The organism is Pseudomonas sp. CAN1 (genome assembly GCF_030462585.1).
In the GTDB taxonomy this organism is placed as follows: domain Bacteria; phylum Pseudomonadota; class Gammaproteobacteria; order Pseudomonadales; family Pseudomonadaceae; genus Pseudomonas.
Map to the genome: position 1 here is coordinate 1 of NZ_JASMRU010000009.1, position 24,778 is coordinate 24,778.

Here is a 24,778-nt window from a genome sequence, read left to right on the forward strand (position 1 = left end):
CCACCAGACCGCCGATGGCACCGTCAGCCAGTCGGCCCAGGTGCAGCAGGCGCTGGAGAACATCCTCCAGGCGGTGGGCGCCATCGTCGACCAGAACCAGCAGATCGCCGCCGCCGCCGAGCAGCAGACTGCCGTGGCTCATGACATCGACCAGAACATCGTCGAGATCAACCAGGCTGGCGAGCGCACCTCCGAAGGCGCCAGCGAGACCGAGCGCGCCAGCCGCGAACTGGCCGGCCAGGTGGTGGAACTCAAGCGGCTGATCGGCGCGTTCCGCGTCTGATCGTCACTGACTTTGGGGCGGATGCTGTGATCCGCCCGGTAACCAGGTTTTCGCCAGCAGGCCGATGCCCGTGGGTCGCATGGATGCACCCCATCTCACGGGTATCGGTTTGTCGGTGAACTCAGGACTCTTGCCGTCTTGCGTGAGCACCATGGGGTTGGGTGTTTCTGCGCCGCTTCGGTGTGCGCTTATGGATTTGGTTTCGCCTCTCGGCGAGTCACTTCTTCCAAACGCCGAAGAAGTAACCAAGAAGGCTTGCCCCTCCATCCGGTTTTTCGCCTAGGCGAAAAATTCCCTCGTTGAATCGAAGTTTCAGGGGCACGCCACGACGGGCCATCCCTGGCCCATCGTGGCTCTCGCGACATCCATGTCGCTCAACCCCTGAAACTCCAATTCAACGAGGCCTCCTGAAAGGGGCATTCCGGAGCGTGCGAATGTTTCTCTGGAAAACCTCAACAGCTAAAGCCAAAGGGATGCGTATGCTCTCGTAGGAGCAACTGTCTTCTTTTGATAGATCGTGCCTTGGATTTTCCCTCTCCCTAACCCTCTCCCTGAAGGGAGAGGGGACTGGTTCGGTGCCGACTGAAACCGCAATGTCAGCCGGCACGGATAGCTCCCTCTCCCTTCAGGGAGAGGGCGGGGGGAGAGGGCTGGGGGCGAGCACAAGATTATCCAGGTAGGAGCGGACGGCTCAGCTCCAGCCGAACAGCTCCAGCGCATTGCGCGTGCTGGCGCTCGCCAGCTCCTCGGGGCTGACGCCCTTCAGTTCGGCCAGTGCCACGCAGATATCCGGCAGGTGTTCCGGGCTGTTGCGCACGCCGGGGTACATCGACGGCGCCATGTCCGGCGAGTCGGTTTCCAGCACGATGGATTCCAATGGAATCTCCGGCACCACCTTGCGCAGGCGGTTGGCCTGCGGCCAGGTCGGGGCGCCGCCCAGGCCCAGGCGGAAGCCCAGCTTGAGGTATTCGCGGGCTTCCTCGCGGCTGCCGGCGAAGGCATGGATGATGCCCTGGCGCTTGGGCTTGTAGCGCTTGAGCGTGGCGATCATCGCCGCGTGGGCGCGACGCACGTGCAGCAGCACCGGCAGCTCGTAGTCGATGGCGATGCGCAGCTGCTCCTCGAAGATGGCCTGCTGGCCGTCGCGGTCGAGGTCTTCCAGGTAGTAGTCCAGACCGATTTCGCCTACCGCGCAGAGCTTCGGGTGGCCGGCGAGGCGCTGCAGCCATTCGCGCAGCGCGATGAGGTGTTCGGGCCGGTGCCGCGCCAGGTAGATCGGGTGCAGGCCGAGTGCGGCGTACAGGTCCGGTTCCTGCTCCACCAGCGCCCAGACGTCTTCCCAGTTCTCGCGGAAGACTCCCAGCAGCACCTGTCGCTCCACCCCCAGCTCGCGGCTGCGTTGCAGCACGGCGGCGCGGTCCTGCTCGAAGTCCGGGCAGTCCAGATGGTTGTGGGTGTCGATCAGGCGCATCGGTTCACTCCGTGCGCAGCTTGAGGTTGCGCGGGATCGGGTGCACGCCGGGGGTGTAGCTGTTCTGCTCGATGGCGGCCAGCGCCAGGTCCAGCGCCCGATCGGCGATCAGCGCGTGCTGCTGGGAGATGGCGTTGACCTTCAGCGGCACGAAGTCGAGCAATTGGGTGTCGCCGAAAGTGGCGATACGCAGGCCGTCCGGCCAACCCTTGGGGCGCGCCTGGAGGACGTCGAACACGCCTTCGAGCAGCACGTAGGAGGTGGTGATCAGCGCGTCGGGCAACTGGCCCTGGCCGGCCAGCAGTTCTTCCATCAGGCGCCGCCCGCAGTCGCGGCTGAAGGTTTCGCCATGTTCGATCAGCACCTGGCCCTTGAAGTCACGCAGGGCGCTGCGAAAGCCCGCCGCGCGTTCCTGGGAAATGATCAGTTCCGGCCGTGCACCGAGCAGGGCGATGCTGCGCGGCGCCGGCTTGAGCAGGCTGGCGGTGAGTCGTTGGCTGGCGTCACGGTCGTCGCTGACCACCGAGCAGAAGCGCTGCGGGTCGAGCTGGCGGTCCACGGCGATGATCGGCACGCCATCGGCCTGCAGGCGCGTGTGGCTGTCGTCACTGGCCGGCAGGCAACTGGCAACTATCAGTGCGTCGCAGCGTCGCGCGCGGAACAGGCTGAGTACCTGGCGCTCGGTGTCCGGCTCGTCGTCCGAGCAGGCGATCAGCAGCTGGTAGCCGCGTGCCCGCGCGCCCTGTTCGAGCAGCTTGGCGAGCTTGGCGTAGCTGGGGTTTTCCAGGTCCGGGAGGATGAAGCCCAGGGTGCGGGTCTGCCCGCGGCGCAGGCTGGCGGCCTGCTGGTCCGGGTGGTAGCCGTGCTCTTCGATCACCGCGCGCACGCGCTCCACCGTGGCGGCGCTGATGCGGCGCTGGACGGCCTTGCCATTGATCACATAGCTGGCGGTGGTGACCGAAACACCGGCCAGGCGGGCGATATCACTGAGTTTCAACGCGGAATGCTGCCGACAATTGGGGGCTTCAAGGATCACGCATTATCGAGTAACGTGCCAGTCTCAATAGGTGAAACGATTCAGCATTGCGCACGCAGTATTGCCTGAGCCCTGTTCCTGCGCCGCGCCTTCTAAGCTGTTCACCGTACAAGCGGATAACCGCCCCAGCGCCGGCGTGCGCAAGCGCCGGTGAGGAGAAGACGATGCTCGAATTCAACGCGCAGCAGGTCCGCATGGGCCAGCGCGCCGCCGACAAGCAGGCCGCGCTGGCCATGCTTGGCGCCGCCCTGGAGGACGACGGCCTGGTCGCCTCGGGCTACCTTGCCGGCATCCAGGCCCGTGAAGCGCAGGGCTCCACCTACCTCGGCCAGGGCATCGCGATTCCCCACGGTACGCCGGACACCCGCCACCTGGTGCAACGCACCGGCGTGCGCCTGATGCACTTCCCTGAGGGCGTGCACTGGGGCGACGGGCAGACCGTACACCTGGCGATTGCCATCGCAGCCAAGTCCGACGAACACCTGCGTCTGCTGCAACTGCTGACCCGCGCCCTGGGCGACGGTGAGGTGGGCAATGCGCTGCGTGCGGCGCAGAAGCCCGAGGACCTGCTGCGGCTCCTGCAGGGGGGCAGCTCGCAACCCTTGCTGTTCGACGAGCAACTGGTCGGCCTGGGCGTCGCTGCCGAGGACTTCGACGAGCTGGCGCTGGTCGGTGCCCGTCGCCTGAAGAAGGCCGGCTGCGTCGTCCCCGGCTTCGCCGCCGCCCTGCACGATCAGGAAGCGCTGCCGCTGGGCAATGGCCTCTGGTGGCAGGACAGCGAACAGTGCGTCACCCGTCCCGGACTGGTATTCGTGACCCCCACACGCGAGCTGAGCCACGCCGGCCAGCCGGTGCGCGGGCTGTTCTGCCTGGCCCGCCAGGGCGATGCCCACGAGGCGGTGTTCGCTCGTCTCTGTGATCTGCTGGTGGATGGCCGTGCCGGTGAGCTGGCCAGTGCCACGTCCGTGCGCGCAGTGCTGGAAGCCCTGGGGGGCGAACTGCCGGTGGACTGGCCAAGCGTCCGCGTACCGCTGGCCAACCCCCATGGCCTGCATGCGCGCCCGGCGCAGGTGCTGATGCTGCTGGCGCGCGACTTCAGCGGGGAAATCCGCGTGCGCATCGCCGAAGGCGACAGCGCCCCGGTGTCGATCCGCAGCCTGAGCAAGCTGCTCAGCCTCGGCGCGCGGCGTGGGCAGATGCTGGAGTTCTTCGCCGAGCCGGAGATCGCCGAGGCCGCGCTGGCCGCCGTGCGTGCGGCGGTGGAGCAGGGCCTGGGCGAAGAGGTCGAACCGCTGCCGGAAGCCGTCGAGCTGATACTCGAAAGCGTCGCCGTCGACGAACTGGAGTTGCAGGCCGTACGTGCTCCGGAAGCCGGTGCGCAACTCCAGGCCATTCCCGCCTCGCCGGGCATCGCCAGCGGGCCGGCTTATTTGCAGGTCGCCCGTGCCTTCGAATTCGCCGAGCGCGGCGAGTCCGCCGATACCGAACGCCAGCGCCTGGACGAAGCACGCAGCGCCATCAGCGCGGAGATCGAAGCGCTGGTGGAACGCAGCCAGGTGAAGGCGATCCGCGACATCTTCGTCACCCACCAGGCTCTGCTGGACGACCCCGAGTTGCTCGACGAAGTGCAGACACTGCTGGTCTTGGGCGCCAGCGCCGAAGCGGCCTGGAGCCAGGTGATCGAGCGCGTCGCCAGCCAGCAGGAGGCTCTGCGCGATGCGCTGCTGGCCGAGCGCGCGGCTGATCTGCGGGACGTCGGCCGGCGTGTGCTGGCGCGGCTGTGCGGCGCCGAGAGCGCGAGCGAGCCGGAGCAGCCTTACATCCTGGTAATGGACGAAGTCGGCCCTTCCGACGTGGCGCGGCTGGACCCGGAGCGAGTGGCCGGCATCGTCACCGCGCGCGGAGGTGCCACCTCGCACAGCGCGATCATCGCCCGCGCGCTGGGCATTCCGGCGTTGGTCGGTGCGGGAGTCAGCGTGCTGGCCCTGGAGTCCGGCACCGTCCTGCTGCTGGATGGTGAGAAGGGCGAGCTGAGCATCGCGCCGGACGCGCAAACCCTGCGCACCGCCGAAGCCCAGCGCGACCTGCGCCAGCGCCGCGCCGAGCAGGCCGAGGCGCGCCGCCACGAGCCCGCCGTCACCCGCGACGGGCATGCCGTGGAGGTCTGCGCCAACCTCGGTGATACCGCCAGTGCGGCGAAAGCTGTAGAGCTGGGCGCCGAAGGCGTCGGCCTGCTGCGCACCGAATTCGTTTTCATGGACAGCCCCCAGGCGCCGGACCAGGCCGCCCAGGAGCTGGAATACCGCCGCGTGCTCGACGCCCTGGACGGTCGCCCGCTGGTGGCGCGCACGCTGGATGTCGGCGGCGACAAACCGCTGCCGTACTGGCCGATTCCCGAGGAAACCAACCCCTACCTGGGCATCCGTGGCGTGCGCCTGACCCTGCAGCGCCCGCAGATATTCCGCACCCAGTTGCGCGCTCTGCTGAGTGCCGCTGCGGGCCGGCCGCTACGCATCATGTTCCCCATGGTCGGGCAGGTGGAGGAGTGGCGGCAGGCCCGCGACCTCACCCGCGAACTCTGCGCCGAGCTGGGCGGTGAACACGACTTGCAGCTCGGCATCATGGTCGAGGTGCCATCCGCCGCGCTGCTGGCGCCGGTGCTGGCGCGCGAGGTGGACTTCTTCAGCGTCGGCACCAACGACCTGACCCAGTACGCCCTGGCCATCGACCGCGGCCATCCGACCCTCTCCGCCCAGGCCGACGGCCTGCACCCGGCGGTGCTGCAACTGATCGACATGACCGTGCGCGCCGCCCACGCCCACGGCAAATGGGTGGGCGTGTGCGGCGAACTGGCCGCCGACCCGCTGGCAGTGCCGCTGCTCATCGGCCTGGGGGTGGACGAACTGAGCGTCTCGGCGCGCAGCATCCCGCTGGTGAAGGCGCGGGTACGCGAGCTGGACCTGCCGACCTCCCGCGAACTGGCACAGGCGGCGCTGGGCCTGTGCTCGGCGGCGGACGTGCGCCAGAGTGTCGCCCTGGCGCTGCCGGAGGTGCACTGATGGCCCGCATCCTGACCCTGACCCTGAATCCGGCGCTGGACCTCACCGTGCGCCTGCCACAGCTGGAACCCGGCGAGGTGAACCGCAGCGAGTCGGTGCTCAGCCAGGCCGCCGGCAAGGGAGTGAACGTCGCCCAGGTGCTGGCCGACCTTGGCCATTCGCTGACGGTTGCCGGCTTCCTCGGCGCGGACAATGCGCAACCCTTCGAAGCGTTGTTCCGCCAGCGTGGCTTCATCGATGCCTTCGTCCGCGTGCCGGGTGAAACCCGCAGCAACATCAAGCTCGCCGAAGGCACCGGGCGCATCACCGATATCAACGGGCCCGGCCCGCAAGTCGGTGAAGCGCAGCAGGACGCGCTGCTGGATCGCCTCGATCTGATCGCCGCCGACTTCGAAGTGGCGGTGGTGGCCGGCAGCCTGCCGCGCGGTGTCGATCCGCAGTGGTTGCGCGAGTTGTTGCTGCGTCTGCAAGGGCAGGGCCTGAAGGTCGCCTTCGACTGCAGTGGCACGGCTCTGCGCGCCGGCATCGAGGCCGCTCCGTGGCTGATCAAGCCCAACGACCAGGAACTGGGCGAGGCCTGTGGACATCTCGCTGGCAGCGCCGGGGAACTGGCTGCGCAGGTGGCGTCGTTTCGTGCTCGCGGCATCGAACAGGTGGTGGTTTCCCAGGGCGCCGACGGCGTGCGCTGGTTCGGCCCAGCGGGTGTCTGGCAGGCCGTTCCGCCGACGGTGGAAGTCGCCAGCACCGTGGGTGCGGGTGACTCGTTGCTGGCCGGTATGGTCCACGGCCTGCTCGCCGGCTGGCCGGCCGAGCGCGTGCTGCGCCAGGCCACGGCAGTGGCGGCGCTGGCCGTGACCCAGTTCGGCTTCGGCATCGGTGATGTGCAGCGCCTGCAGCGCATCGAAGACGCCGTGCAGGTTCAGGCGCTGGCCCCGAGCCGGACCTGAGCGCAAGAACAACAAGAGGTATGAAGATGAACCTTGCCTTGATCACGGCCTGCCCCAATGGCCAGATTTCCAGCGTGCTCAGCGCCCGCCTGCTGCGTTCGGCGGCCGAGCGCCTGGGCTGGTCGGTGTGCGTCGAACAACGCGACCCGCAGCATCCCGAACGCCAGCTGAGCGAAGGGCAGATCGCTGCTGCCGACTGGGTGCTGGTGGTCAGCGCGCAGCCGCTGGACCTCTCGCGCTTCGCCGGCAAGCGCCTGGTGCAGGCGCGGCCGGCCGAGGCTTTGGCCGAGCCTGCTGTCTTCCTCCAGCGCGCTGCGCAGGAAGCATCGGTCTGGCAGCGCGACGAAGCTCCGAGTGCACCCGCCGAGGTTCAGAAAGTGGCGAGGATAGTTGCCGTCACTGCCTGCCCGACCGGCGTGGCGCACACCTTCATGGCCGCCGAGGCGCTGCAGCAGTCGGCGCAGCAGATGGGTGTCGAGCTGCGGGTGGAAACCCAGGGCTCGGTGGGCGCGCGCAACCCGCTGAGTGCGGAAGAAATCGCCGCTGCCGATGTGGTCCTGCTGGCGGCGGATATCGAGGTCAACCCCGAGCGTTTTGCCGGCAAGCGCATCTTCCGCTGCGGCACCGGCGTGGCGCTGAAGCAGCCGCAGGCGACCATCGAGCGCGCACTGAAGGAGGCGACGGCGGAGTCTTCGTCTTCCGCTGGTAGCGCGGCGGCGCCGAGCAAAAATGAAGCGCGTGGCGTCTACAAGCACCTGCTCACCGGTGTGTCGTTCATGCTGCCGATGGTGGTGGCCGGCGGCCTGTTGATCGCGTTGTCCTTCGTCTTCGGCATCGAGGCGTTCAAGCAGCAGGGCACCCTGGCGGCGGCGCTGATGCAGATCGGCGGCGACGCCGCGTTCAAGCTGATGGTGCCGATGCTCGCCGGCTACATCGCCTGGTCCATCGCCGACCGGCCGGGACTGGCGCCGGGGATGATCGGCGGCCTGCTGGCCAGTACGCTGGGCGCAGGCTTCCTCGGCGGCATTGTCGCCGGCCTGCTCGCCGGCTATTCGGCACGGGCGATTGCCCAGTGGATTCCGCTGCCGAGCAGTGTCGCGGCGCTCAAGCCGATCCTGATCATTCCTCTGCTGGCCAGCCTGTTCACCGGGCTGGTGATGATCTACGTGGTGGGCTCGCCGGTGGCGGCGATGATGCGTTCGCTCACCGATTTTCTTGCCGGCATGGGCACCACCAACGCCATCCTGCTCGGCCTGCTGCTGGGCGGAATGATGTGCGTGGACCTCGGCGGGCCGATCAACAAGGCGGCCTATGCGTTCTCCGTCGGCCTGCTCGCTTCGCAGAGCTACGCGCCGATGGCGGCGGTGATGGCCGGCGGCATGGTCCCGCCGATCGGCATGGGCATCGCCACGCTGCTGGCGCGACGCAAGTTCGCCCAGAGCGAGCGCGAGGCCGGCAAGGCGGCGCTGGTGCTGGGGCTGTGTTTCATCTCCGAGGGGGCGATTCCGTTTGCCGCCAAGGACCCGCTGCGGGTGATCCCGGCGAGCATCGCCGGTGGTGCGCTGACTGGCGCGCTGTCGATGCTGTTCGGCTGCAAGCTGCTGGCGCCCCATGGCGGGCTGTTCGTGCTGTTGATCCCCAACGCGATGAACCATGCGTTGCTCTATCTGCTGGCGATTGCCATTGGCAGTGTGGTGACCGGCGTGCTCTACGCGCTGCTCAAGCGTGGTGAGGCGGCGCCGATGATGGTGATGGGGGAGCAGGTGGCGGGGCGGGTTTGAGGGGGGGCTCGGCGGGTATAGGAGCGGGCCATCCCCGCGAGTCGCGCGCACGGTGTTTCTGCAGGCTGGCAGTGGGGTTGGGGCTTTTGTAGGAGCGGAGCTTCTCCGCGATGCTTTGGCTCCGGGTGTTCTGCGTCGCTTCGGCGTGCGCTCGGACTTCTTGTTTCGCCCCCTCGGGCGAGTCCCTTTTGGCAAACGCCCCAAAAGGAACCAAAAGGTCTTGCCCCGGACATCCGGTTTTTCGCCTAGGCGAAAAATTCCCTCGTTGAAGCGAAGTTTCAGGGGCACGCTGCGAAGGGCCATCCCTGGCCCATCGCAGCTCTCGCGACATCCATGTCGCTCAACCCCTGAAACTCCACTTCAACGCGGCCTCCTGAACGGGGCAGTCGGAGTGCGCGGATATTTCACTGGAAGTCTTCAAGAGCCAGAGCCGGCCGGAACGGAGGCGCTCTTCGTAGGAGCGAGCTTGCTCGCGAACCGCATGGCACAGGTATTCCCCTGTAGGAGCGGACCTTGTCCGCGAAATCCATCGCGGATGAATCCGCTCCTACAGGGAGCGCACTGGGCGCGGCGCGTACGTAGGAGCGGACTCCGTCCGCGATAGGCGTGCATCACGCCGGATGCTGTCGGTAGCTGGCCATGGTCGGCAGCGACGGGTGGCCCGTTCGCGAGCAAGCTCGCTCCTACGAAGGGCACGCCGGCGTATAGCCTGGAAGGGGGACGCCCAGTTCTTGTTCGCGAACCGCCGGCGCGCCCCAGGATGGGCCGCACCGGCTGGTCATCACGTCGTCAGGCGATGCGCTTCTGCCGATGCACCACGACCGGCTTGGCCGGCTTCGGCGCCGGCACCGGCAGGCGGTGGGAGTCGCCGCGGCCCATGGGGAAGTATTCGAAGCCGTAGCGGGCCAGGCGCTCGGGGTCGAACAGGTTGCGCCCGTCGAAGATCACCGGGGTCTTCAGGCGGCTGGCCACCAGGTCGAAATCCGGGGCCTTGAACTGGCGCCACTCGGTGCAGATCACCAGGGCGTCGGCGCCGCCGAGGGTCGCTTCCGGGGTGCCCATCAGGGTCAGGCGTTCATCGTGGCCGTACAGGCGCTGGGCTTCGGGCATGGCTTCCGGGTCGAACGCGCGGACCTTGGCGCCGGCCGCCCAGAGGGCCTCCATCAGCACGCGGCTGGGAGCGTCGCGCATGTCGTCGGTGTTGGGCTTGAACGACAGGCCCCAGAGCGCGAAGGTGCGGCCCTTGAGCTTGCCGCCGTAGTAGGCGCGGATACGCTCGAACAGCTTGTCCTTCTGCCGCTGGTTCACTGCTTCCACGGCGCGCAGCAGGTCGCTGGAGCAGTGGGCTTCGTCGGCGCTCTGGATCAGCGCCTGGACGTCCTTGGGGAAGCAGGAACCGCCGTAACCGCAGCCGGGGTAGATGAAGTGGTAGCCGATGCGCGGGTCGGCGCCCATGCCCTGGCGGACCGCTTCGATGTCGGCGCCCAGGTGCTCGGCGAGTTCGGCCATCTGGTTGATGAAGCTGATCTTGGTGGCGAGCATGCAGTTGGCTGCGTACTTGGTCAGCTCGGCGCTGCGCAGGCTCATGGTGAGGATGCGGTCGTGGTTGCGGTTGAACGGCTCGTAGATCTCGCGCATCACGTCCAGCACTTCGGCGTTCTCGCAGCCGATGACGATGCGGTCGGGCTTGCGGCAGTCGGCCAGGGCCGAGCCCTCCTTGAGGAATTCGGGGTTGGAGACGATCTCGAAGTCCAGGCTGCGGCCCTGTTCGGCGAGCACTTCGTGGATGCGCGCCTTGACCCGGTCGCCGGTGCCCACCGGCACGGTGGACTTCTCGACGATGATCACCGGCTGGGTGCGGTTGCGGGCGATGCCTTCGGCCACCGCCAACACCGCGCGCAGGTCGGCGGAGCCGTCGGCCTGGGGCGGGGTACCCACGGCGATGAACTGCACGCGGCCATGGCCGGCGGCTTCGGCGACGTCATGGGTGAAGCGCAGGCGGCCGGCCTCCAGGTTGTCCTTCACCAGCTCGGCGAGGCCGGGCTCGAAGATGCTGATCTGCCCGCGCTTGAGCTTGGCCACCTTGTCCTGGTCGATGTCCATGCACAGGACGTCGTGACCGACCTCCGCCATCACGGCTGCCTGCACCAGGCCGACATAACCGATACCGAATACGCTGATTTTCATGCTGTGCTCTCCCGATAAGGGCTCGAAGCGGGATGGGGTCAGTCCAGCTGCACTCGATCGTTGCGAGCGTCGCTGGGTTTGATGACGGTTGTTCTGTCGTGCCGGCGTGGCGCGTTGATGGTGATCACGCCGGCGATCACCAGGGCGACACCCAGGGTGCGTGGCAGGCTCAGGGCCTCGCCGAAGCCGGGCAGCCAGGCGGCGCCGAGGTAGACCAGGGCGTAGCTGAGGCTGAGCAGGGAGTAGGCGCGGCTCAGCGGCAGGTGCTTGAGCGCCAGCAGCCAGCAGAGCATCGACAGTGCGTAGGCCAGCACGGCGGCGACCAGCACCAGCAGGGCCGACAGGTCCAGCTGGGCAAGTTCGAACGGCCATTGCCTCGGCAGGCGCGTGACGCTCCAGCGCATACCCAGTTGGGCGCTGCTGACCAGCGCTACGCTGCCCAGCGCGAGAAGGATTCCGCGCTTCATGTGTGCATCCCCAGCAGTGCCACGCCACCGACGATCAGTGCCACGCCCGCCCAGTGGCGGCCGTCGATGTGCTCGCCGAACAGGCGGCTCGCCAGCAGGGTCACCAGCACGAAGTTGAGGCTCAGCATCGGGTAGGCGACGCCGACCTCCAGGCGCTGCAGCACCAGCAGCCAGAGCAGCAGGCCGCCGCCCAGGCAGGCGATGGCCGTCAGCAGCCAGGGCGAGAAGAGCTTCGCGGCGATGCTGGCTGGCGCATCACGCCAGCTTTCCACGGCAAGCTTCTGCGCCATCTGGCCCAGGCAGGTCAGCAGGCAGACACCGGCGAGCAGCAGGGCGGTCATGGCTTCGCCTGGGGAATCAGCAGCACCACGATGTGGTTCTGCCGGTAGCTGACGGCGTCGCTGGGCAGCATCGCCAGTTCGGCTTCGTCGTCGGCGCTGTTGACGCGCATGACCACGCCGACGGAGCCCTCGGTGCGCGCCTGGTCGATCCAGGCGCGGATTTCGTCGTTGCCGACGCTACGGCCCTGACCTTCGGGATAATTGCGCAGGCCGTATTTCAGCTCGCCCACGGTATTGAACAGGGTCACGTCGCTGCGCCCGGTACGCCAGGCCAGCGCGGTGGCGGCGCCCAGGTCGTTGCTCAGCAGCTTGTGGGATTCGCTCAGAGCGTCCAGGTGCTCGGCGATGAACTGGTCGGGCATCTTGCTACCGATCAGCTTGTTCGGCATGGCGTTGGGCACCAGCGCCACCAGCAGCCAGACGGCCAGTGCGGGGGCGGCCCAGAAGCGTGTGGGGCGCAGCAGTTGTAGCAGGCCGGTGACGACCCAGGCGATGCAGACCAGGGCGATCATCAGCACGCTGGGCAGTTCGTCGTGGTACTGCGGATGACGCGCCTGCATCACCAGCAGGCCGGCCAGCGCACCGCTGCCCAGCAGCAGGTTGAGCGCGCCATTGAGGCGCAGCGCAAGCAGCCGGCGGTTCTGCAGGGCGCGGCCCAGGCAGTCGGCGATCAGCAGGGCCAGTGGGGCGAAGCAGGGCATGATGTAGGTCGGCAGCTTGCCCTTGGCCAGGCTGAAGAACAGGAACGGCATGACCAGCCAGAGCAGCACGAACAGCGTCTTCGACTGGCGCCAGCCCTTGAAGCCGTCGCGCAGCGCCGGGAGGATCAGCACCGCCCAGGGCAGGGCGCTGGCGAACAGCAGTGGCACGAAGAACCAGAACGGGCGGGTGTGCTGGGCATCTTCGGCGGCAAAGCGACGGATGTGCTCGTGCCAGAAGAAGAAGTTCCAGAAGTCCGGCTCGCGTGCGTGGATCATCAGTACCCAAGGCGCCGAGACGGCTGCTGCGACCAGCACGGCCAGCGGCCCGTAGCGCAGCAGTTCGCCGAAGCGCCTCTGCAGTACGGCATAGGGCAGGCCGATGAGCACCGGCAGGAGGAAGGCGAGGAAGCCCTTGGTCATGAAGCCGAAGGCGCAGGCGGCGCCGAGCAGGCTCCAGGCGGCGAGGCGCCCGCGCGTGGTGGCGGCGTCGAAGGCGTACCACAGCGCGACCAGGCTGAGGTTCACGCACAGGGTGAACTGCGGGTCGAGGTTGGCGTAGCCGGCCTGCCCGGCGATCAGCCCGAAGCTCATGTAGAGCAGGCCGGCGGTCCAGGTGCGGCGCGGGTCGTTCCACAGGCGACGGGCCACCAGGATGACCAGCAGGGTGCTCAGCGCAGAGACCAGCGCCGAGGCGAAGCGCACGCCGAACAGGTTCTGGCCGAACACCGCCTGGCTGATCGCGGTCAGCCAGTAGCCGCCGGTGGGCTTCTCGAAATAGCGCAGGCCGAGCAGGTGCGGCGACACCCAGTCGCCGGTCTGCAGCATGGCCTGGGTGATCTGGGCGTTGCGCGACTCGTCCGGGATCCACAGGCCGTGGAAGCCCATCGGCAGCAGGATGCACAGGACGAAGGCGGCGAGCAGCTTCGGGTAGGCCAGGCGGTTCATGCGCGCTGTACCCCGAGCCAGCCTTCGCGGCCGGCCAGCTCGCCGCGCACCAGGCTGGCGACGGGCAGGGTGGCGGGATCGTCCGGCAGCAGCCGGCCCAGCGGCACGAAGCGGATGCCGTTGCTGCGCGCCTGGCTCAGCAGGCGGCGGAAGTCGTGGGCCATGAGGATGCCCTCGACTTCGGCGTGAATGGTGTACACGTTCAGGGCGTCCATGTCGAAGCGTGAAAGGATGAAGTCGTTGAACGAGGCGGAGGGCAGCTGCGGCCCGACGACCTCGTCGAAGGTGGGCAGGTCCACCGGAATCTGCGGAGTGCCGGCGCGGCCGTCGGCGAGGCGCGGGCGGAACAGCGAGGTACCGCGGCAGTCGCTGTTGTAGCGGAAGCCGAAGCGCTCCTTGGCTTCGACCGTGCGCTCGTCGGCGCGCCAGCCGGCCACCGCCGAGCACTCGACCTTGTGACCGAGGATGTCGGCGAGGGTGTCGGTACCCTGGCGAATCTGCTCCTCCAGTTGCGCGGAACTCCAGCGGCCGGCGTTGGCCTGCCAGCCGTGATGGTCCCAGGCGTGCAGGCCGACCTCATGGCCGGCCTCGCGGGCGCGCCGCATCAGGTGGCCGAGGTCGCGGCCGATGCGCTTGCCCGGCCAGGCGGTGCCGGCCAGGAGGATGTCCCAGCCGTACAGCCCGGCTGCATTGGAGCGCAGCATCTTCCACAGGAACTGCGGGCGGATCAGCCGCCACAGGTGCCGGCCCATGTTGTCCGGGCCGACACTGAAGAAGAAGGTCGCCTTGACCCCGGCTTCGTCGAGCATGTCCAGCAGCCGCGGCACACCGTCACGGGTGCCGCGGTAGGTGTCCACGTCGATACGCAGTCCCGCTTTCATCAGGCGATGCTTTTCTTCAGCGGCACCACGTGCGGCTGGCTGCCGGCACGCTCGGCCAGGGCTTCGCGGAGGAAGAAGTCCAGCGTCTTGCCGATGGTCTCGGCCAGCTCCACGCTCGGCTGCCAGTTCAGCAGGCGGCGGGCGTTCTCGATGCTCGGCTTGCGGTGCGACACGTCCTGGTAGCCATCGCCGTAGAAGCTGCGGCTTTCCACTTCGCGGAAGCCGGCGAAGGGCGGGAACTGGTCGCGCAGCGGGTGGGCTTCGAACTGGCGCAACAGCTCTTCGCCCAGCTGGCGGATGCTGGCTTCGTTGTCCGGGTTGCCGATGTTGACGATCTGCCCGTCGCAACGGCCGCCTTCGTTATCGATGATGCGTGCCAGCGCTTCGATGCCGTCATCCACGTCGGTGAAGCAACGCTTCTGCGCGCCGCCGTCGACCAGACGGATCGGGGTGCCTTCGACGAGGTGCAGGATCAGCTGGGTGATGGCGCGCGAGCTGCCGATGCGCGCGGAGTCCAGGCGGTCCAGGCGCGGGCCCATCCAGTTGAACGGACGGAACAGGCTGAACTTCAGGCCCTTCTGGCCGTAGGCCCAGATGACGCGGTCGAGCAGCTGCTTGGAGACCGAGTAGATCCAGCGCTGCTTGTTGATCGGGCCGACCACCAGGTTCGAGGTGTCTTCGTCGAAGTTGGCGTCGGTGCACATGCCGTACACCTCGGAGGTCGAGGGGAAGATCACGCGCTTGTTGTACTTGACGCAGTAGCGCACCAGCTTGAGGTTTTCCTCGAAGTCCAGCTCGAACACGCGCAGCGGGTTGCGGGTGTATTCGATCGGGGTGGCGATGGCCACCAGCGGCAGGACCACGTCGCACTTCTTGATGTGGTACTCGATCCACTCGGTGTGGATGCTGATGTCGCCTTCGACGAAGTGGAAGTCCGGGTTGCCCTTCAGGCGCTCGATGGCGTCGGAGCCGATGTCCAGGCCGTAGACTTCGTAGTTGCCGTCGCGCAGCAGGCGCTCGGACAGGTGGTTGCCGATGAAGCCGTTGACGCCGAGGATCAGCACGCGGGTCTTGCGCTTGGGCTTGCCGCTGGCACCGTGCAGACGCGAGCCTTCCACCAGGCCCATCTCGCGGGCCAGTTGCGGGCCGGCGAGGAACAGGCCGCTGTCGCCCTGCTGGCCGGCGAGGATTTCCAGCGAGTCTTCGCCACAGGCGATGCGCAGCGGGTCGACCGCCAGCACCGAGCCGGGCGCCTTGCCGCCGTTGCCGGCGACGACGCGCGAGCCCCAGACGATCAGCTTGCGATCACCCACCGGGGCGAAGGCGCCGGGGTAGGGCTGGGTCACCGCGCGTACCAGGTTGTGCAGCTCGCGAGCCGGACGCTGCCAGTCGATCTGGCCGTCAGCCGGGGTACGGCGGCCGAAGTAGCTGGCGCGGGATTCGTCCTGGGCAACTTCCTGCAGCTCGCCACGGGCCAGGCGCGGCAGGGCCTGGTTGAGCAGCTCGCGGGAGGCTTCGCGCAGCTTGCCGTGCAGCATCAGCGCGGTGTCGTCGGCGCCGATGGCGACGCTCTGCTGGGCGAGGATGCCGCCGGCATCGGCGCGCTTGACCATGCGGTGCAGGGTCACGCCGGTCTCGGTTTCGCCGTTGACCAGCACCCAGTTCGCCGGGGCGCGGCCGCGGTAGCGCGGCAGCAGCGAGCCGTGCAGGTTGTAGCCACCCTGGCTGGCGCAGGCCAGCAGCTCTTCGCTGAGCAGGTGGCGGTAGTAGAAGGAGAAGATGAACTGCGGCTGCAGCTCGCGAATGCGGGCGATCCACAGTGGGTGGTTGACGTCTTCCGGCGCGTGCACCGGGATGCCGAGGCGCGCGCAGAGCTGGGCGACGGAGCCGTAGAAGCGGTTTTCCTTGGGATCGTCGGCGTGGGTGAAGACGGCGTCGATCTGGTAACCGGCGGCGAGCAGGGCTTCGATGCCGGCGCAGCCGAAGTCGTGGTAGGCGAAGACGATGGTCTGCTGGGTCATGGCTGGATGGACTCGAGAGAAGAAGAGGAAGTGGAGAGCTGGACGCGCGGGGCGTCGGATCGAACGATGCGTTCGATGAAGAAGCGGGGGCGGGCGCGGACGTCGTTGTACATGCGGCCCAGGTACTCGCCGAGCAGGCCCATGCCGACCAGCTGCACGCCGGTGAACATGAACAGCACGGCGAACAGCACGAAGGTGCCGTGGCCGGCCCAGGCGGCGCCGAAGATCAGGCGCAGCAACACCAGCAGCACGGCGAAGGCGAAACCGGCCACTGCCATGCCGCCACCGATGAAGGACAACAGGCGCAGCGGCGAGGTGGTCATGCAGGTGACCAGGTCGAACATCAGGTTGATCAGGCGCACGAAGTCGTATTTCGACTCGCCGTGCTCGCGCTCGGCGTGGGCCACGTGGATCTCGGTGGTGTGGCGGGCGAAGCTGTTGGCCAGGATCGGGATGAAGGTGCTGCGCTCGCGGCAGGCGAGCATCGCCTTGACGATGCTCGCGCGGTAGGCGCGCAGCATGCAGCCGTAGTCGCTCATGGCGACGCCGGTGGAGCGCTGCACGGCAAGGTTGATCAGCTTCGACGGCCAGCGGCGCAGAGCCGAGTCCTGGCGCTTCTGGCGCACGCTGCCGACCACGTCGTAGCCCTTGGCGGCTTCCTCGACCAGGCGCGGGATTTCTTCCGGCGGGTTCTGCAGGTCGGCGTCGAGGGTGATCACCAGGTCGCCCTGGCACTGCTCGAAGCCGGCCATGATCGCCGCGTGCTGGCCGTAGTTGCGGTTGAGGATGATCGCCACGATGTGGCTGCCCGGAGCCTGCGCGGCTTCCTGCAGCAGGTCGGCGGAACTGTCGCGGCTGCCGTCGTCGATCAGCACGATCTCGTACGGACGATTGAGCTGCTCGCAGGCGGCCGTGGTACGGCGCAACAACTCGGGCAGGCTGGCCTCTTCGTTGTACACCGGGATGACGATGGACACGAGGTTGATCGGGTAGGGTTTCACGACGGCGTTACCGAGTCAGGTTTTCGATGGCGTCGACCACGCGGTCCTGGTCGGCGCGGGTCATGTCGGGGAACAGCGGGATGGAGCAGATCCGCGCCGAGTTCCACTCGGTGTTGGGCAGGCTCACGTTGGGGAAGCGCTGGCGGTAGTAGCTGTGCAGGTGGCTGCCGATGAAGTGGATGCCGCTGCCGATGCCGCGCTCCTGCAGGCCCTGCATGAAGGCGTCGCGGTCCAGGCCGCAGCGTTCGGCGTCGATGCGCAGGATGTACAGGTGCCAGGCGTGGTGCTGCGGGTAGCTCGGCACTGCCAGCGGCTGCACCGGCAGGTGCGCCAGGCGCTCGGCGTAACGGGCGGCCAGTTCGGCGCGGCGGACGTTGAGCGCTTCCAGCTTGGGCAGCTGCGACACGGCGATGGCGGCATTGATGTCGGTGAGGTTGTACTTGAAGCCGGGCTCCACCACCTGGGCCTGCGGCTTGCGGCCGTGGGTCAGGCGGTCGTAGGCGTCCACGCCCAGGCCGTGGAACTTCAGGGTGCGCACGCGGTTGGCCAGGGCTTCGTCGTCGGTGACGAACATCCCGCCTTCGGCGCAGGTGAGGTTCTTGATGGCGTGGAAGGAGAAGATCGCGGTGCCGGTCTGGCCGACGTGGCGGCCGCGGTACAGCGTGCCGGCAGCGTGGGCGGCGTCCTCGATCACGGCGATGCCGTGGCGCTGGGCCAGCGCGTTGATCGGGTCCATGTCGCAGGCTGCGCCAGCGTAGTGCACCGGGACGATGGCGCGGGTGCGCGGGGTGATCGCGGCTTCTATGCGGGCGGCGTCGGTCATCAGGGTGTCGCGGTCGACGTCGACGAACACCGGCGTGGCGCCCAGCAGGCAGATCATGTTGGCCGTCGAGACCCAGGTCTGCGACGGGGTGATCACTTCATCGCCCGGGCCGATGCCCAGGGCCAGCAGGGCCAGGTGCATGCCACCGGTGGCGGAGGACAGCGCGACGGCGTGGCGGCAACCGATGGACTCTGCGAAGCGCTGTTCCAGTTCCTGGTTCTTCGGGCCGGTGGTGATCCAGCTCGAACGCAGCACGTCATTGACGGCCTGGATTTCGTCTTCGCCGATGCTAGGACGGGAAAAAGGGAGGAATGGCGTATCCATGTCGGGTTCCAACGGCCGCGAGGCTCAGACTTTCAAGTGTGCGAAAGCTACGTCGAAGTTCGTTAAGAAGCCGTTAAGTGGATGTCGTGATTACGTTTACCGATCGGTCTTGCGACTTATCGCACCGGACGTATGGAAGTCAGTTGAGTGAAATGTCCGAAAGCGACGTATTCCGTGTCGCAAAACACTGTTGAACAGTCGTTCATCCTTGGCTATGGTGGCCCCACGCTCCTACGGACGCTTCCTGCGGGAAAGTCGCAGGAATTTCCGTCATTCGGATGAGGCCCTTGCATGCGTTATTCGTCGCTTGTGGACAGGATGGTCGGACCCGGCGTTGCCGCCTGGGACATTCACTACGCCGCGATCGCCGCCCAGCGCGAAGGCCGCGACGTGATAGTGCTGAGCGTGGGCGACCCGGACTTCGCCACGCCGGACTTCATCACCGAAGCCGCCGTCACCTCCCTGCGCGGCGGCGACACCCACTACAGCGACGTGGCCGGCAAGCCCGAGCTGCGCCAGGCCATCGCCGCGCTGCATGAACGAAAGTGCGGGCAGGTTGTCGGGGCGGAAAACGTCATCGTGGTGGCCGGTGCGCAGAACGGTCTGTTTGCCGCTGCCATGTGCCTGCTGGAGAAGGGCGACGAGGTCATCACCTTCGATCCGGTCTACGTCACCTACGAGGCCACGCTGAAGGCCACTGGCGCGGTGCTGGTGGGCGTTCCGACCCGCCCGGAACATGGCTTCCGACCGCAGGCCGCCGACATTGCTGCCGCCATCACGCCGCGTACCAAAGCCATCTTCCTGGCCAACCCGAACAACCCCACCGGCGTCGTGCTGGATCGTGAGGAACTGCTGGCCATCGCCGAGCTGGCCCAGGCCCATGACCTCTGGGTGGTGGTGGACGAGGTCTACGAGGGCCTGACCTTCGAGCGTGAGCACCAGAGCTTCGCCGCCCTGCCGGGCATGGCCGAGCGCACCCTGAGCATTGGCAGCCTGTCGAAATCCCACGCGATGACCGGCTGGCGCACCGGCTGGATCGTCGCCAACCCGACCCTGGTCGTGCACCTGGAAAACCTTGCGCTGAACATGTTCTACGGCTTGCCGGGGTTCATTCAGGAGGCCGCGCGGGTAGCGGTGGAAAGTCACGATGAGGTGGTTTCGTCGATGCGCGAGATCTACCGCCGCCGCCGCGACCTGGTGGTTGCCGCGCTGAGTGACAGCCCGCGCCTCAAGGTGCTGAAGCCCGAGGCCGGCATGTTCGTCATGGTCGACGTGCGCGACACCGGCCTCAGCTCGCTGGACTTCTCCTGGCAGCTGTTCCATGCCACTGGCGTCTCGGTGCTCGATGCCGCGGCGTTCGGCCCGCAGGCGCAAGGCTTCGTACGGTTGTCCTTCGGCCTGAGCGACGAGAGCATGGCCGAGGCCTGTGCGCGGATCATCCGTTTCGTCGAGACCCTGCCGGCGTATACCAAGCCTGTAGGAGCGGACCTTGTCCGCGATTCCACTCCAGGCGTTGCAGCTGATCGCGGACAAGGTCCGCTCCTACAACAGACGGCTCAGACCGCGACCAAACCGGTCATCGACGTGCGCGATATCCACAAGCGCTTCGGCGATTTCGAGGTGCTCAAGGGCGTTTCGCTGTCGGCCCGCGAGGGCGAGGTGATTTCGCTGATCGGCGCCAGCGGCTCGGGCAAGAGCACCCTGCTGCGCTGCATCAACATGCTGGAGATTCCCAACCAGGGCTCGGTCACCGTCAATGGCGAAACCATCGCGCTGGCGCAGAACCGTCACGGTGAGCCGATGGTGGCCGACCAGAAGCAGCTGACGCGCATCCGTTCGCAGCTGGGCATGGTGTTCCAGAGTTTCAACCTGTGGCCGCACCGCACGGTGCTGGAGAACCTGATCGAGGCGCCGACCTTCGTCCTTCACGAGAGCAAGGCCGAGGCCCGCGAGCGCGCCGAGGCGCTGCTGGAACGCGTCGGCCTGGCCGAGAAACGCCACGAATACCCGGCCTTCCTGTCCGGCGGCCAGCAGCAGCGCGTGGCCATCGCCCGTGCACTGGCCGTGCGGCCGAAAGTGATGCTGTTCGACGAGCCGACCTCGGCGCTGGACCCGGAGCTGGTGGGTGAGGTGCTCAAGGTGATCCGCTCGCTGGCCGAAGAGGGGCGCACCATGATCCTGGTCACCCATGAGATGGCCTTCGCCCGCGACGTGTCCAGCCATGTGGCGTTCCTGCACAAGGGTTTGATCGAGGAGGAGGGCACCGCCGAGGAGGTCTTCTCGCGGCCGCGCAGCGAGCGCTGCCGGCAGTTCGTCAACGCGCACCAGAATCGCTGACCGATGCCGCGCAGTCGGCGCATCGATGAGCGTGACCCAACACTAAATACAACAATGCAGGGGATCACGATGAACAAGAAAGGTCTGTGCAATCTGATGGTGGGTGCGGCGATGCTGGTGGCTGGCATGGCGAGCGCCCAGGCCGAGACGATCCGCTTCGCCCTGGCCGCCGAACCCTATCCGCCGTTCTCCCAGAAGCAGCCCGATGGCAGCTGGGTCGGCTTCGAGCCGGACCTGATTCGCCAGGTCTGCGCCGAAATGAAAGCCACCTGCGAGATCGACGAAGTGGCCTGGGACGGCATCATCCCGGCGCTGCTGGCGAAGAAGATCGACGTGATCTTCAACTCGCTGTCGATCACCGACGAGCGCGAGAAGCAGATCGCCTTCAGCCGCCCCTACTACGACACCCCGGTGGCCGTCGCCGCGCCGCAGGCGGTGGACGTGCAGATCACCCCCGAGGGCCTGAAGGGCAAGGCCATCGGCGTGCAGATCTCCACCGTCAGCTCCAACTACCTGAAGAAGTACTACGAGAAGATCGCCGACGTGCGCTACTACGACACCCAGGACTCGGTGAACGCCGACCTGGTGGCCGGGCGCATCGACCTGATGATGGCCGACGGCATCGCCGTGGCGTCCTTCGTCAAGTCGCCGGACGCCCAGGCGGCCGGCATCGTCAACAAGGGCGAAGTGAAGTACGACCCGCTGTTCGGCCGTGGCGTCGGCGCCGGCATGCGCAAGGGCGATACCGAGCTGAAGGCGAAGATGGACGAGGCCATCGGCAAGCTGCTCGCCAGCGATGACTACAAGGCGCTGTCGGACAAGTACTTCGGCATGAGCGTCGCGCCCAAGCAGTGATCCTGGCTTGAGCTGGACCCGTGCCCGTGGCGGGCACGGGGTGATCCCGAGCCTCCCTTCCTGGAGACGGCCATGCAAAGCATCTTCGACCTGATCGGCTTCGGCCCCACCGGCTGGGGCCCGGCCCTGCTCAAGGGGCTGCTGGTCACCCTGCAGATTTCCGTCGGCGCCTTCCTGGTCGGCCTGCTCATCGGCCTGGCTGCGGCCAGTGCCAAGATCAGCGGACCGCGCCCGCTGGCCATGCTTGCGCGCGGCTACACCACGCTGTGCCGGGCGGTGCCGGAGCTGCTGCTGATCCTGCTGCTGTTCTACGTCGGCTCCATGGGCCTGAACCAGTTCTTCGAGTGGCTCGGCTACGGCCAGGTGAAGCTCAACGGCATGATGGTCGCCATCGTCGTGCTCGGCCTGGTACAGGGCGCCTACGCCTCGGAAATCTTCCGTGGCGCCATCCAGTCGATTCCCTACGGACAGATCGAGGCGGCGCGCGCCTACGGCATGCACGGCTTCGGCCTGTTCCGCCGGGTGACCTTGCCGATGATGGCGCCCAACGCGCTGGCCGGCATGGCCAACCTGTGGGTCAACCTGATCAAGGACAGTGCGCTGATCAGTGTGGTCGGCACCAACGAACTGCTCTACACGGCCAAGCAGGCCGCCGGTTCGACCCGTCACTACCTGACCTTCTACCTCACCGCGGCGGCGCTGTATTACGTGCTCACCGTGCTTTCCAACCTGTTCTCCGGCTACCTGGAGCGGCGTTTCCGCCGCTGGATTCCGGCGGTCTGAACGAGGCGCGGCGATGAACGAACACTGGCTATTCGTCTACGGTGCCCTGCTGCTCAAAGGGCTGGGCACCACCCTGGTGATCCTGCTGATTTCCGCCACGCTGGGCTTCGTGCTGGCGTTGGGTGTGGCGCTGGCGCGGATGTCGCGCAACTTCCTGGTCTCGCGCCTGGCGCTGGCTTACACCAGCGTGATTCGCGGCACCCCGCTGCTGGTGCAGATCTACATCTTCTACTACGGCCTGGGCAGCCTGTTCGCGCAGTTCCCGCTGATTCGCGGCAGCTTCCTCTGGCCATACCTGCGCGATGGTTTCTGGTACATCGTCATCGCGCTGATCCTCTCGGTCGGCGCCTACGTCGGCGAGGTGGTGCGCGGCGGCCTGAAGGCCGTGCCGCGCGGCGAGCTGGAGGCCGCTTCGGCGTTCGGCATGAACCGCACGCTGGTGCTCTACCGTGTGTGGCTGCCGCGGGCGATTCGCCTGCTGCTGCCGACCCTGGCAGGGGAGAGCGTGATGCTGCTCAAGTCCACCGCGCTGGCGTCCACCATCGCCGTGGTCGACCTGCTCGGCGCGGCCAACGTGGTGCGCGCGCAGACCTTCCAGGTCTACCAGCCGCTGCTGCTGGTGGCGGCGATCTACATCTGCCTGACCTTCATCATCGAGGCGCTGTTCGCGGTGCTGGAGCGCGCGACGCCGGTTCGCCGCGAGACACCCAAGCCGACGCAGCGTTCGTGGCTGGGCAAGCGCAGGCCGCGTACGGCCGTGTGAGTGGTTACGCGTAGGCACCGCGACGCAGGCCTTCGACCCAGCAGCGGCTGAGTTCGAGGCCGTCGGCGGCGCTGAAGGTCGAGGGATTCAGGCACCACTCCAGCCACAGGCCGTCGAGCATGGCGGACAGGCCGATGGCGGCCAGGCGCGGGCGTGCCACCTTGAAGCCCTCGGCGTCGGCGAGTTCGCTGATGAGTTTTTCCAGGATGGCGAGGTAGCTGTGATAGCCGCGCTCGTGCGCTTCGTTTACCGGCGGCGAGTGGCGGATCAGGCTCCAGAACACTACCCAGGGGCTGAGCAGGTCGGGGTCGAGCACCTGGGGCGAGAAGGAGCCGGTGAGGAAGGCTTCCATGCGCACGGCCGGGTCGCTGCCGACCGCGTCGACCTGCTGGTACAGCGCCTGGGTGACATCCCTGGCAAGCGTCTCGTAGGCCTGCGCGACCAGTGCGTCGATGCTGCCGAAATGGTGGTTGACCAGGCCCACGGCGACGCCGGCTTCCTTGGCGATGCGGCGCACCGAGATGCCCGCGTGGCCATCGGCGACCAGGCACTTGAGGCAGGCGCGGACCAGATGGTCGCGACGCTCCTCGGAGGTGGCGCGCTGGGCTTTCTGGCGGGGGATATCCAAGGGCGGGCGTCCTCTGAGCGTGGTGCCGGTACGCGGCGAACGGGTTCGATACTAGGAGGCGCTGGCGAAGATTTCCATGGGCTTTTCGGACAGACACAGGACAGAGGAGGCAGTGCAGATGATCGAGGACGTATCCTTCAGCGTACCCGGCGACTCCGGCGCCGAATTGTGCGTGCGCGCCTGGCACATCGATGGTGGAAAACCGGGCCCGAGAGTGCACTTGCAGGCCGGTGTGCACGCCGACGAAATCGCCGGGATGCTGGTGCTCCACGAGTTGCTGCCGCGTCTGCACGATGCAGCCGAACGCGGCGAGCTGAACGGCAGCGTGACAGTGGTTCCGCAGGCCAATCCGTTCGGCATCGCTCAGTTCCGCCAGGGACGGATTCTCGGTCGAAACCACGAAGCGACCTCGCGCAATTTCAACCGTGGCTTCATCGCTTCGGCGGCCGCCAGCGGCACTCTCGACAACCTCACGCTGTGGCAAAAGCGCGTGGCCGAACTGGCCGCGCCGGCGGACATCGTGCTCGACCTGCACACCGACGACGAGGCGTTGCAGTACGTGTATATCCACGAGTGCTTCTGGCCTGCCGCACAGGACCTCGCCGCCGCGCTCCGTGCTGAGCTGGCGATCATCTGGGAAGGCGATGGCGACGGCGCTTTCGAGGAGGTAGTGATCGCCCCGTGGCTGGCCGAACAGCGCTTTGCCGGACGCCTGGTGGCGACGGTCGAATTGCGCGGTCAGGGCGACGTCAGCGACGCGCTGGCGCAGCAGGATGCCGATGGCCTTTACCGCTTTCTCGGTGCCCGCGGCGTGGTGAGCGATGCCGGGTCGTTGCCGGAGTGGCAGGGCGTTGCCACGCCCATGGGCTTCATGGAAACCGTGTTCGCCCCGGCAGCCGGCGTGCTGGTCTTCGAGCGTGAGCTGGGTGAATGGATCGAGGCGGGCGAACGCTTCGGCCGCATCATCTCCCGCCCCGGCGATGCCAGCAGCGAGCACATCCTGCGTGCTCCACAGGGCGGCCTGCTCGTTACACGCTATCGCGACCGGCTGATTCCTCAGGGTGCCATCGCCGCCAAGCTGACCGGCAGCACGACGTCCAGCACCTGGAGCTCCGGCGCACTCGATCCATAACGCCGAACGGCT

General features: G+C 67.3%; 19 protein-coding genes and 1 pseudogene. 9 read left to right on the plus strand and 11 right to left on the minus strand.

Annotation, left to right across the window (positions count from 1 at the left end; genetic code table 11):
• Nucleotides 1-283, plus strand: a pseudogene (locus QO207_RS14505) (methyl-accepting chemotaxis protein); the annotation flags it as partial.
• Nucleotides 284-974: 691 nt separating this feature from the next.
• Here QO207_RS14505 and QO207_RS14510 read toward each other — a convergent pair.
• Nucleotides 975-1,754, minus strand: coding sequence for a TatD family hydrolase (locus QO207_RS14510; protein WP_301533086.1), 780 nt, complete (start codon nucleotides 1,752-1,754; stop codon nucleotides 975-977).
• Nucleotides 1,755-1,758: 4 nt separating this feature from the next.
• The gene (gene cra, locus QO207_RS14515) at nucleotides 1,759-2,751 is read right to left on the minus strand and encodes a catabolite repressor/activator (protein WP_301533087.1); all 993 of its coding nucleotides are present in this window, start codon (nucleotides 2,749-2,751) and stop codon (nucleotides 1,759-1,761) included.
• Nucleotides 2,752-2,954: 203 nt separating this feature from the next.
• On the opposite strand from cra, the gene ptsP reads away from it, so the two are divergent.
• From ptsP to QO207_RS14530, 3 genes are read left to right on the plus strand one after another with little or no spacing between them, the layout of a single operon-like run.
• Complete coding sequence (gene ptsP, locus QO207_RS14520) at nucleotides 2,955-5,849, plus strand: phosphoenolpyruvate--protein phosphotransferase (protein WP_301533088.1); 2,895 nt, start codon at nucleotides 2,955-2,957, stop codon at nucleotides 5,847-5,849.
• Nucleotides 5,849-6,796, plus strand: coding sequence for a 1-phosphofructokinase (pfkB, locus tag QO207_RS14525; RefSeq protein ID WP_301533089.1), 948 nt, complete (start codon nucleotides 5,849-5,851; stop codon nucleotides 6,794-6,796). Before ptsP ends, pfkB begins: the two co-directional genes overlap by 1 nt.
• Nucleotides 6,797-6,822: 26 nt before the next feature.
• Nucleotides 6,823-8,577, plus strand: coding sequence for a PTS fructose-like transporter subunit IIB (locus QO207_RS14530; protein ID WP_301533090.1), 1,755 nt, complete (start codon nucleotides 6,823-6,825; stop codon nucleotides 8,575-8,577).
• A 789-nt stretch (nucleotides 8,578-9,366) separates the two neighbouring features.
• Here QO207_RS14530 and QO207_RS14535 read toward each other — a convergent pair.
• Genes QO207_RS14535 through arnB form a run of 8 tightly spaced genes read right to left on the minus strand, consistent with a single transcriptional unit; the run spans nucleotide 9,367 to nucleotide 18,268 of the window.
• Entirely contained in the window at nucleotides 9,367-10,764 is a 1,398-nt protein-coding gene (locus QO207_RS14535; protein WP_301533091.1) for a UDP-glucose/GDP-mannose dehydrogenase family protein, read from the minus strand.
• A 38-nt stretch (nucleotides 10,765-10,802) separates the two neighbouring features.
• Nucleotides 10,803-11,231: a 4-amino-4-deoxy-L-arabinose-phosphoundecaprenol flippase subunit ArnF gene (arnF, locus tag QO207_RS14540; RefSeq protein WP_301533092.1), complete on the minus strand. Its 429-nt coding sequence runs from the start codon at nucleotides 11,229-11,231 to the stop codon at nucleotides 10,803-10,805.
• On the minus strand, nucleotides 11,228-11,572 hold the full coding sequence (gene arnE / locus QO207_RS14545) for a 4-amino-4-deoxy-L-arabinose-phosphoundecaprenol flippase subunit ArnE (protein WP_301533093.1): 345 nt from the start codon (nucleotides 11,570-11,572) through the stop codon (nucleotides 11,228-11,230). Before arnE ends, arnF begins: the two co-directional genes overlap by 4 nt.
• Complete coding sequence (gene arnT / locus QO207_RS14550; RefSeq protein ID WP_301533094.1) at nucleotides 11,569-13,218, minus strand: lipid IV(A) 4-amino-4-deoxy-L-arabinosyltransferase; 1,650 nt, start codon at nucleotides 13,216-13,218, stop codon at nucleotides 11,569-11,571. The genes arnE and arnT overlap by 4 nt, the downstream gene beginning before the upstream one ends.
• Nucleotides 13,215-14,099: a 4-deoxy-4-formamido-L-arabinose-phosphoundecaprenol deformylase gene (gene arnD / locus QO207_RS14555; protein WP_301533095.1), complete on the minus strand. Its 885-nt coding sequence runs from the start codon at nucleotides 14,097-14,099 to the stop codon at nucleotides 13,215-13,217. The genes arnT and arnD overlap by 4 nt, the downstream gene beginning before the upstream one ends.
• Nucleotides 14,099-16,120: a bifunctional UDP-4-amino-4-deoxy-L-arabinose formyltransferase/UDP-glucuronic acid oxidase ArnA gene (gene arnA, locus QO207_RS14560; RefSeq protein WP_301533096.1), complete on the minus strand. Its 2,022-nt coding sequence runs from the start codon at nucleotides 16,118-16,120 to the stop codon at nucleotides 14,099-14,101. The genes arnD and arnA overlap by 1 nt, the downstream gene beginning before the upstream one ends.
• Complete coding sequence (gene arnC / locus QO207_RS14565) at nucleotides 16,117-17,121, minus strand: undecaprenyl-phosphate 4-deoxy-4-formamido-L-arabinose transferase (RefSeq protein WP_301533097.1); 1,005 nt, start codon at nucleotides 17,119-17,121, stop codon at nucleotides 16,117-16,119. The genes arnA and arnC overlap by 4 nt, the downstream gene beginning before the upstream one ends.
• Nucleotides 17,122-17,128: 7 nt before the next feature.
• Nucleotides 17,129-18,268 carry a UDP-4-amino-4-deoxy-L-arabinose aminotransferase gene (gene arnB / locus QO207_RS14570; protein ID WP_301533098.1) on the minus strand — a complete coding sequence of 380 codons (1,140 nt, stop codon included), beginning with the start codon at nucleotides 18,266-18,268 and terminating at the stop codon, nucleotides 17,129-17,131.
• Nucleotides 18,269-18,559: 291 nt separating this feature from the next.
• Here arnB and QO207_RS14575 point away from each other — a divergent pair, with 291 nt between their 5' ends.
• From QO207_RS14575 to QO207_RS14590, 4 genes are all read left to right on the plus strand, one after another.
• Nucleotides 18,560-20,605, plus strand: coding sequence for an aminotransferase class I/II-fold pyridoxal phosphate-dependent enzyme (locus QO207_RS14575; RefSeq protein WP_301533099.1), 2,046 nt, complete (start codon nucleotides 18,560-18,562; stop codon nucleotides 20,603-20,605).
• Nucleotides 20,606-20,674: 69 nt separating this feature from the next.
• The gene (locus tag QO207_RS14580; RefSeq protein ID WP_301533100.1) at nucleotides 20,675-21,460 is read left to right on the plus strand and encodes a transporter substrate-binding domain-containing protein; all 786 of its coding nucleotides are present in this window, start codon (nucleotides 20,675-20,677) and stop codon (nucleotides 21,458-21,460) included.
• Nucleotides 21,461-21,532: 72 nt separating this feature from the next.
• Nucleotides 21,533-22,243 (plus strand): ABC transporter permease, encoded by a 711-nt coding sequence (locus QO207_RS14585; RefSeq protein WP_301533101.1) that lies wholly within the window; start codon nucleotides 21,533-21,535, stop codon nucleotides 22,241-22,243.
• Between the two features lie 13 nt (nucleotides 22,244-22,256).
• Nucleotides 22,257-23,006, plus strand: a complete 750-nt coding sequence (locus tag QO207_RS14590) for an ABC transporter permease (RefSeq protein WP_301533102.1) — start codon at nucleotides 22,257-22,259, stop codon at nucleotides 23,004-23,006.
• 4 nt (nucleotides 23,007-23,010) lie between these two features.
• Here the strand turns inward: QO207_RS14590 and QO207_RS14595 are convergent, their stop codons facing one another.
• Nucleotides 23,011-23,634: a TetR/AcrR family transcriptional regulator gene (locus QO207_RS14595; RefSeq protein WP_301533103.1), complete on the minus strand. Its 624-nt coding sequence runs from the start codon at nucleotides 23,632-23,634 to the stop codon at nucleotides 23,011-23,013.
• A gap of 118 nt (nucleotides 23,635-23,752) precedes the next feature.
• Here QO207_RS14595 and QO207_RS14600 point away from each other — a divergent pair, with 118 nt between their 5' ends.
• Complete coding sequence (locus QO207_RS14600) at nucleotides 23,753-24,766, plus strand: succinylglutamate desuccinylase/aspartoacylase family protein (protein ID WP_301533104.1); 1,014 nt, start codon at nucleotides 23,753-23,755, stop codon at nucleotides 24,764-24,766.
• The last annotated feature ends 12 nt before the right edge of the window (nucleotides 24,767-24,778 follow it).

Coding starts and splice junctions, on each gene's coding strand:
- QO207_RS14535 (WP_301533091.1), bottom strand. CDS start 10,764: ATGAAAATCAGCGTATTCGGTATCGGTTATGTCGGCCTGGTGCAGGCA.
- pfkB (WP_301533089.1), top strand. CDS start 5,849: ATGGCCCGCATCCTGACCCTGACCCTGAATCCGGCGCTGGACCTCACC.
- QO207_RS14530 (WP_301533090.1), top strand. CDS start 6,823: ATGAACCTTGCCTTGATCACGGCCTGCCCCAATGGCCAGATTTCCAGC.
- QO207_RS14510 (WP_301533086.1), bottom strand. CDS start 1,754: ATGCGCCTGATCGACACCCACAACCATCTGGACTGCCCGGACTTCGAG.
- QO207_RS14580 (WP_301533100.1), top strand. CDS start 20,675: ATGAACAAGAAAGGTCTGTGCAATCTGATGGTGGGTGCGGCGATGCTG.
- arnA (WP_301533096.1), bottom strand. CDS start 16,120: ATGACCCAGCAGACCATCGTCTTCGCCTACCACGACTTCGGCTGCGCC.
- arnT (WP_301533094.1), bottom strand. CDS start 13,218: ATGAACCGCCTGGCCTACCCGAAGCTGCTCGCCGCCTTCGTCCTGTGC.
- QO207_RS14575 (WP_301533099.1), top strand. CDS start 18,560: ATGCGTTATTCGTCGCTTGTGGACAGGATGGTCGGACCCGGCGTTGCC.
- QO207_RS14590 (WP_301533102.1), top strand. CDS start 22,257: ATGAACGAACACTGGCTATTCGTCTACGGTGCCCTGCTGCTCAAAGGG.
- arnE (WP_301533093.1), bottom strand. CDS start 11,572: ATGACCGCCCTGCTGCTCGCCGGTGTCTGCCTGCTGACCTGCCTGGGC.
- ptsP (WP_301533088.1), top strand. CDS start 2,955: ATGCTCGAATTCAACGCGCAGCAGGTCCGCATGGGCCAGCGCGCCGCC.
- arnD (WP_301533095.1), bottom strand. CDS start 14,099: ATGAAAGCGGGACTGCGTATCGACGTGGACACCTACCGCGGCACCCGT.
- QO207_RS14585 (WP_301533101.1), top strand. CDS start 21,533: ATGCAAAGCATCTTCGACCTGATCGGCTTCGGCCCCACCGGCTGGGGC.
- QO207_RS14600 (WP_301533104.1), top strand. CDS start 23,753: ATGATCGAGGACGTATCCTTCAGCGTACCCGGCGACTCCGGCGCCGAA.
- arnB (WP_301533098.1), bottom strand. CDS start 18,268: ATGGATACGCCATTCCTCCCTTTTTCCCGTCCTAGCATCGGCGAAGAC.
- arnF (WP_301533092.1), bottom strand. CDS start 11,231: ATGAAGCGCGGAATCCTTCTCGCGCTGGGCAGCGTAGCGCTGGTCAGC.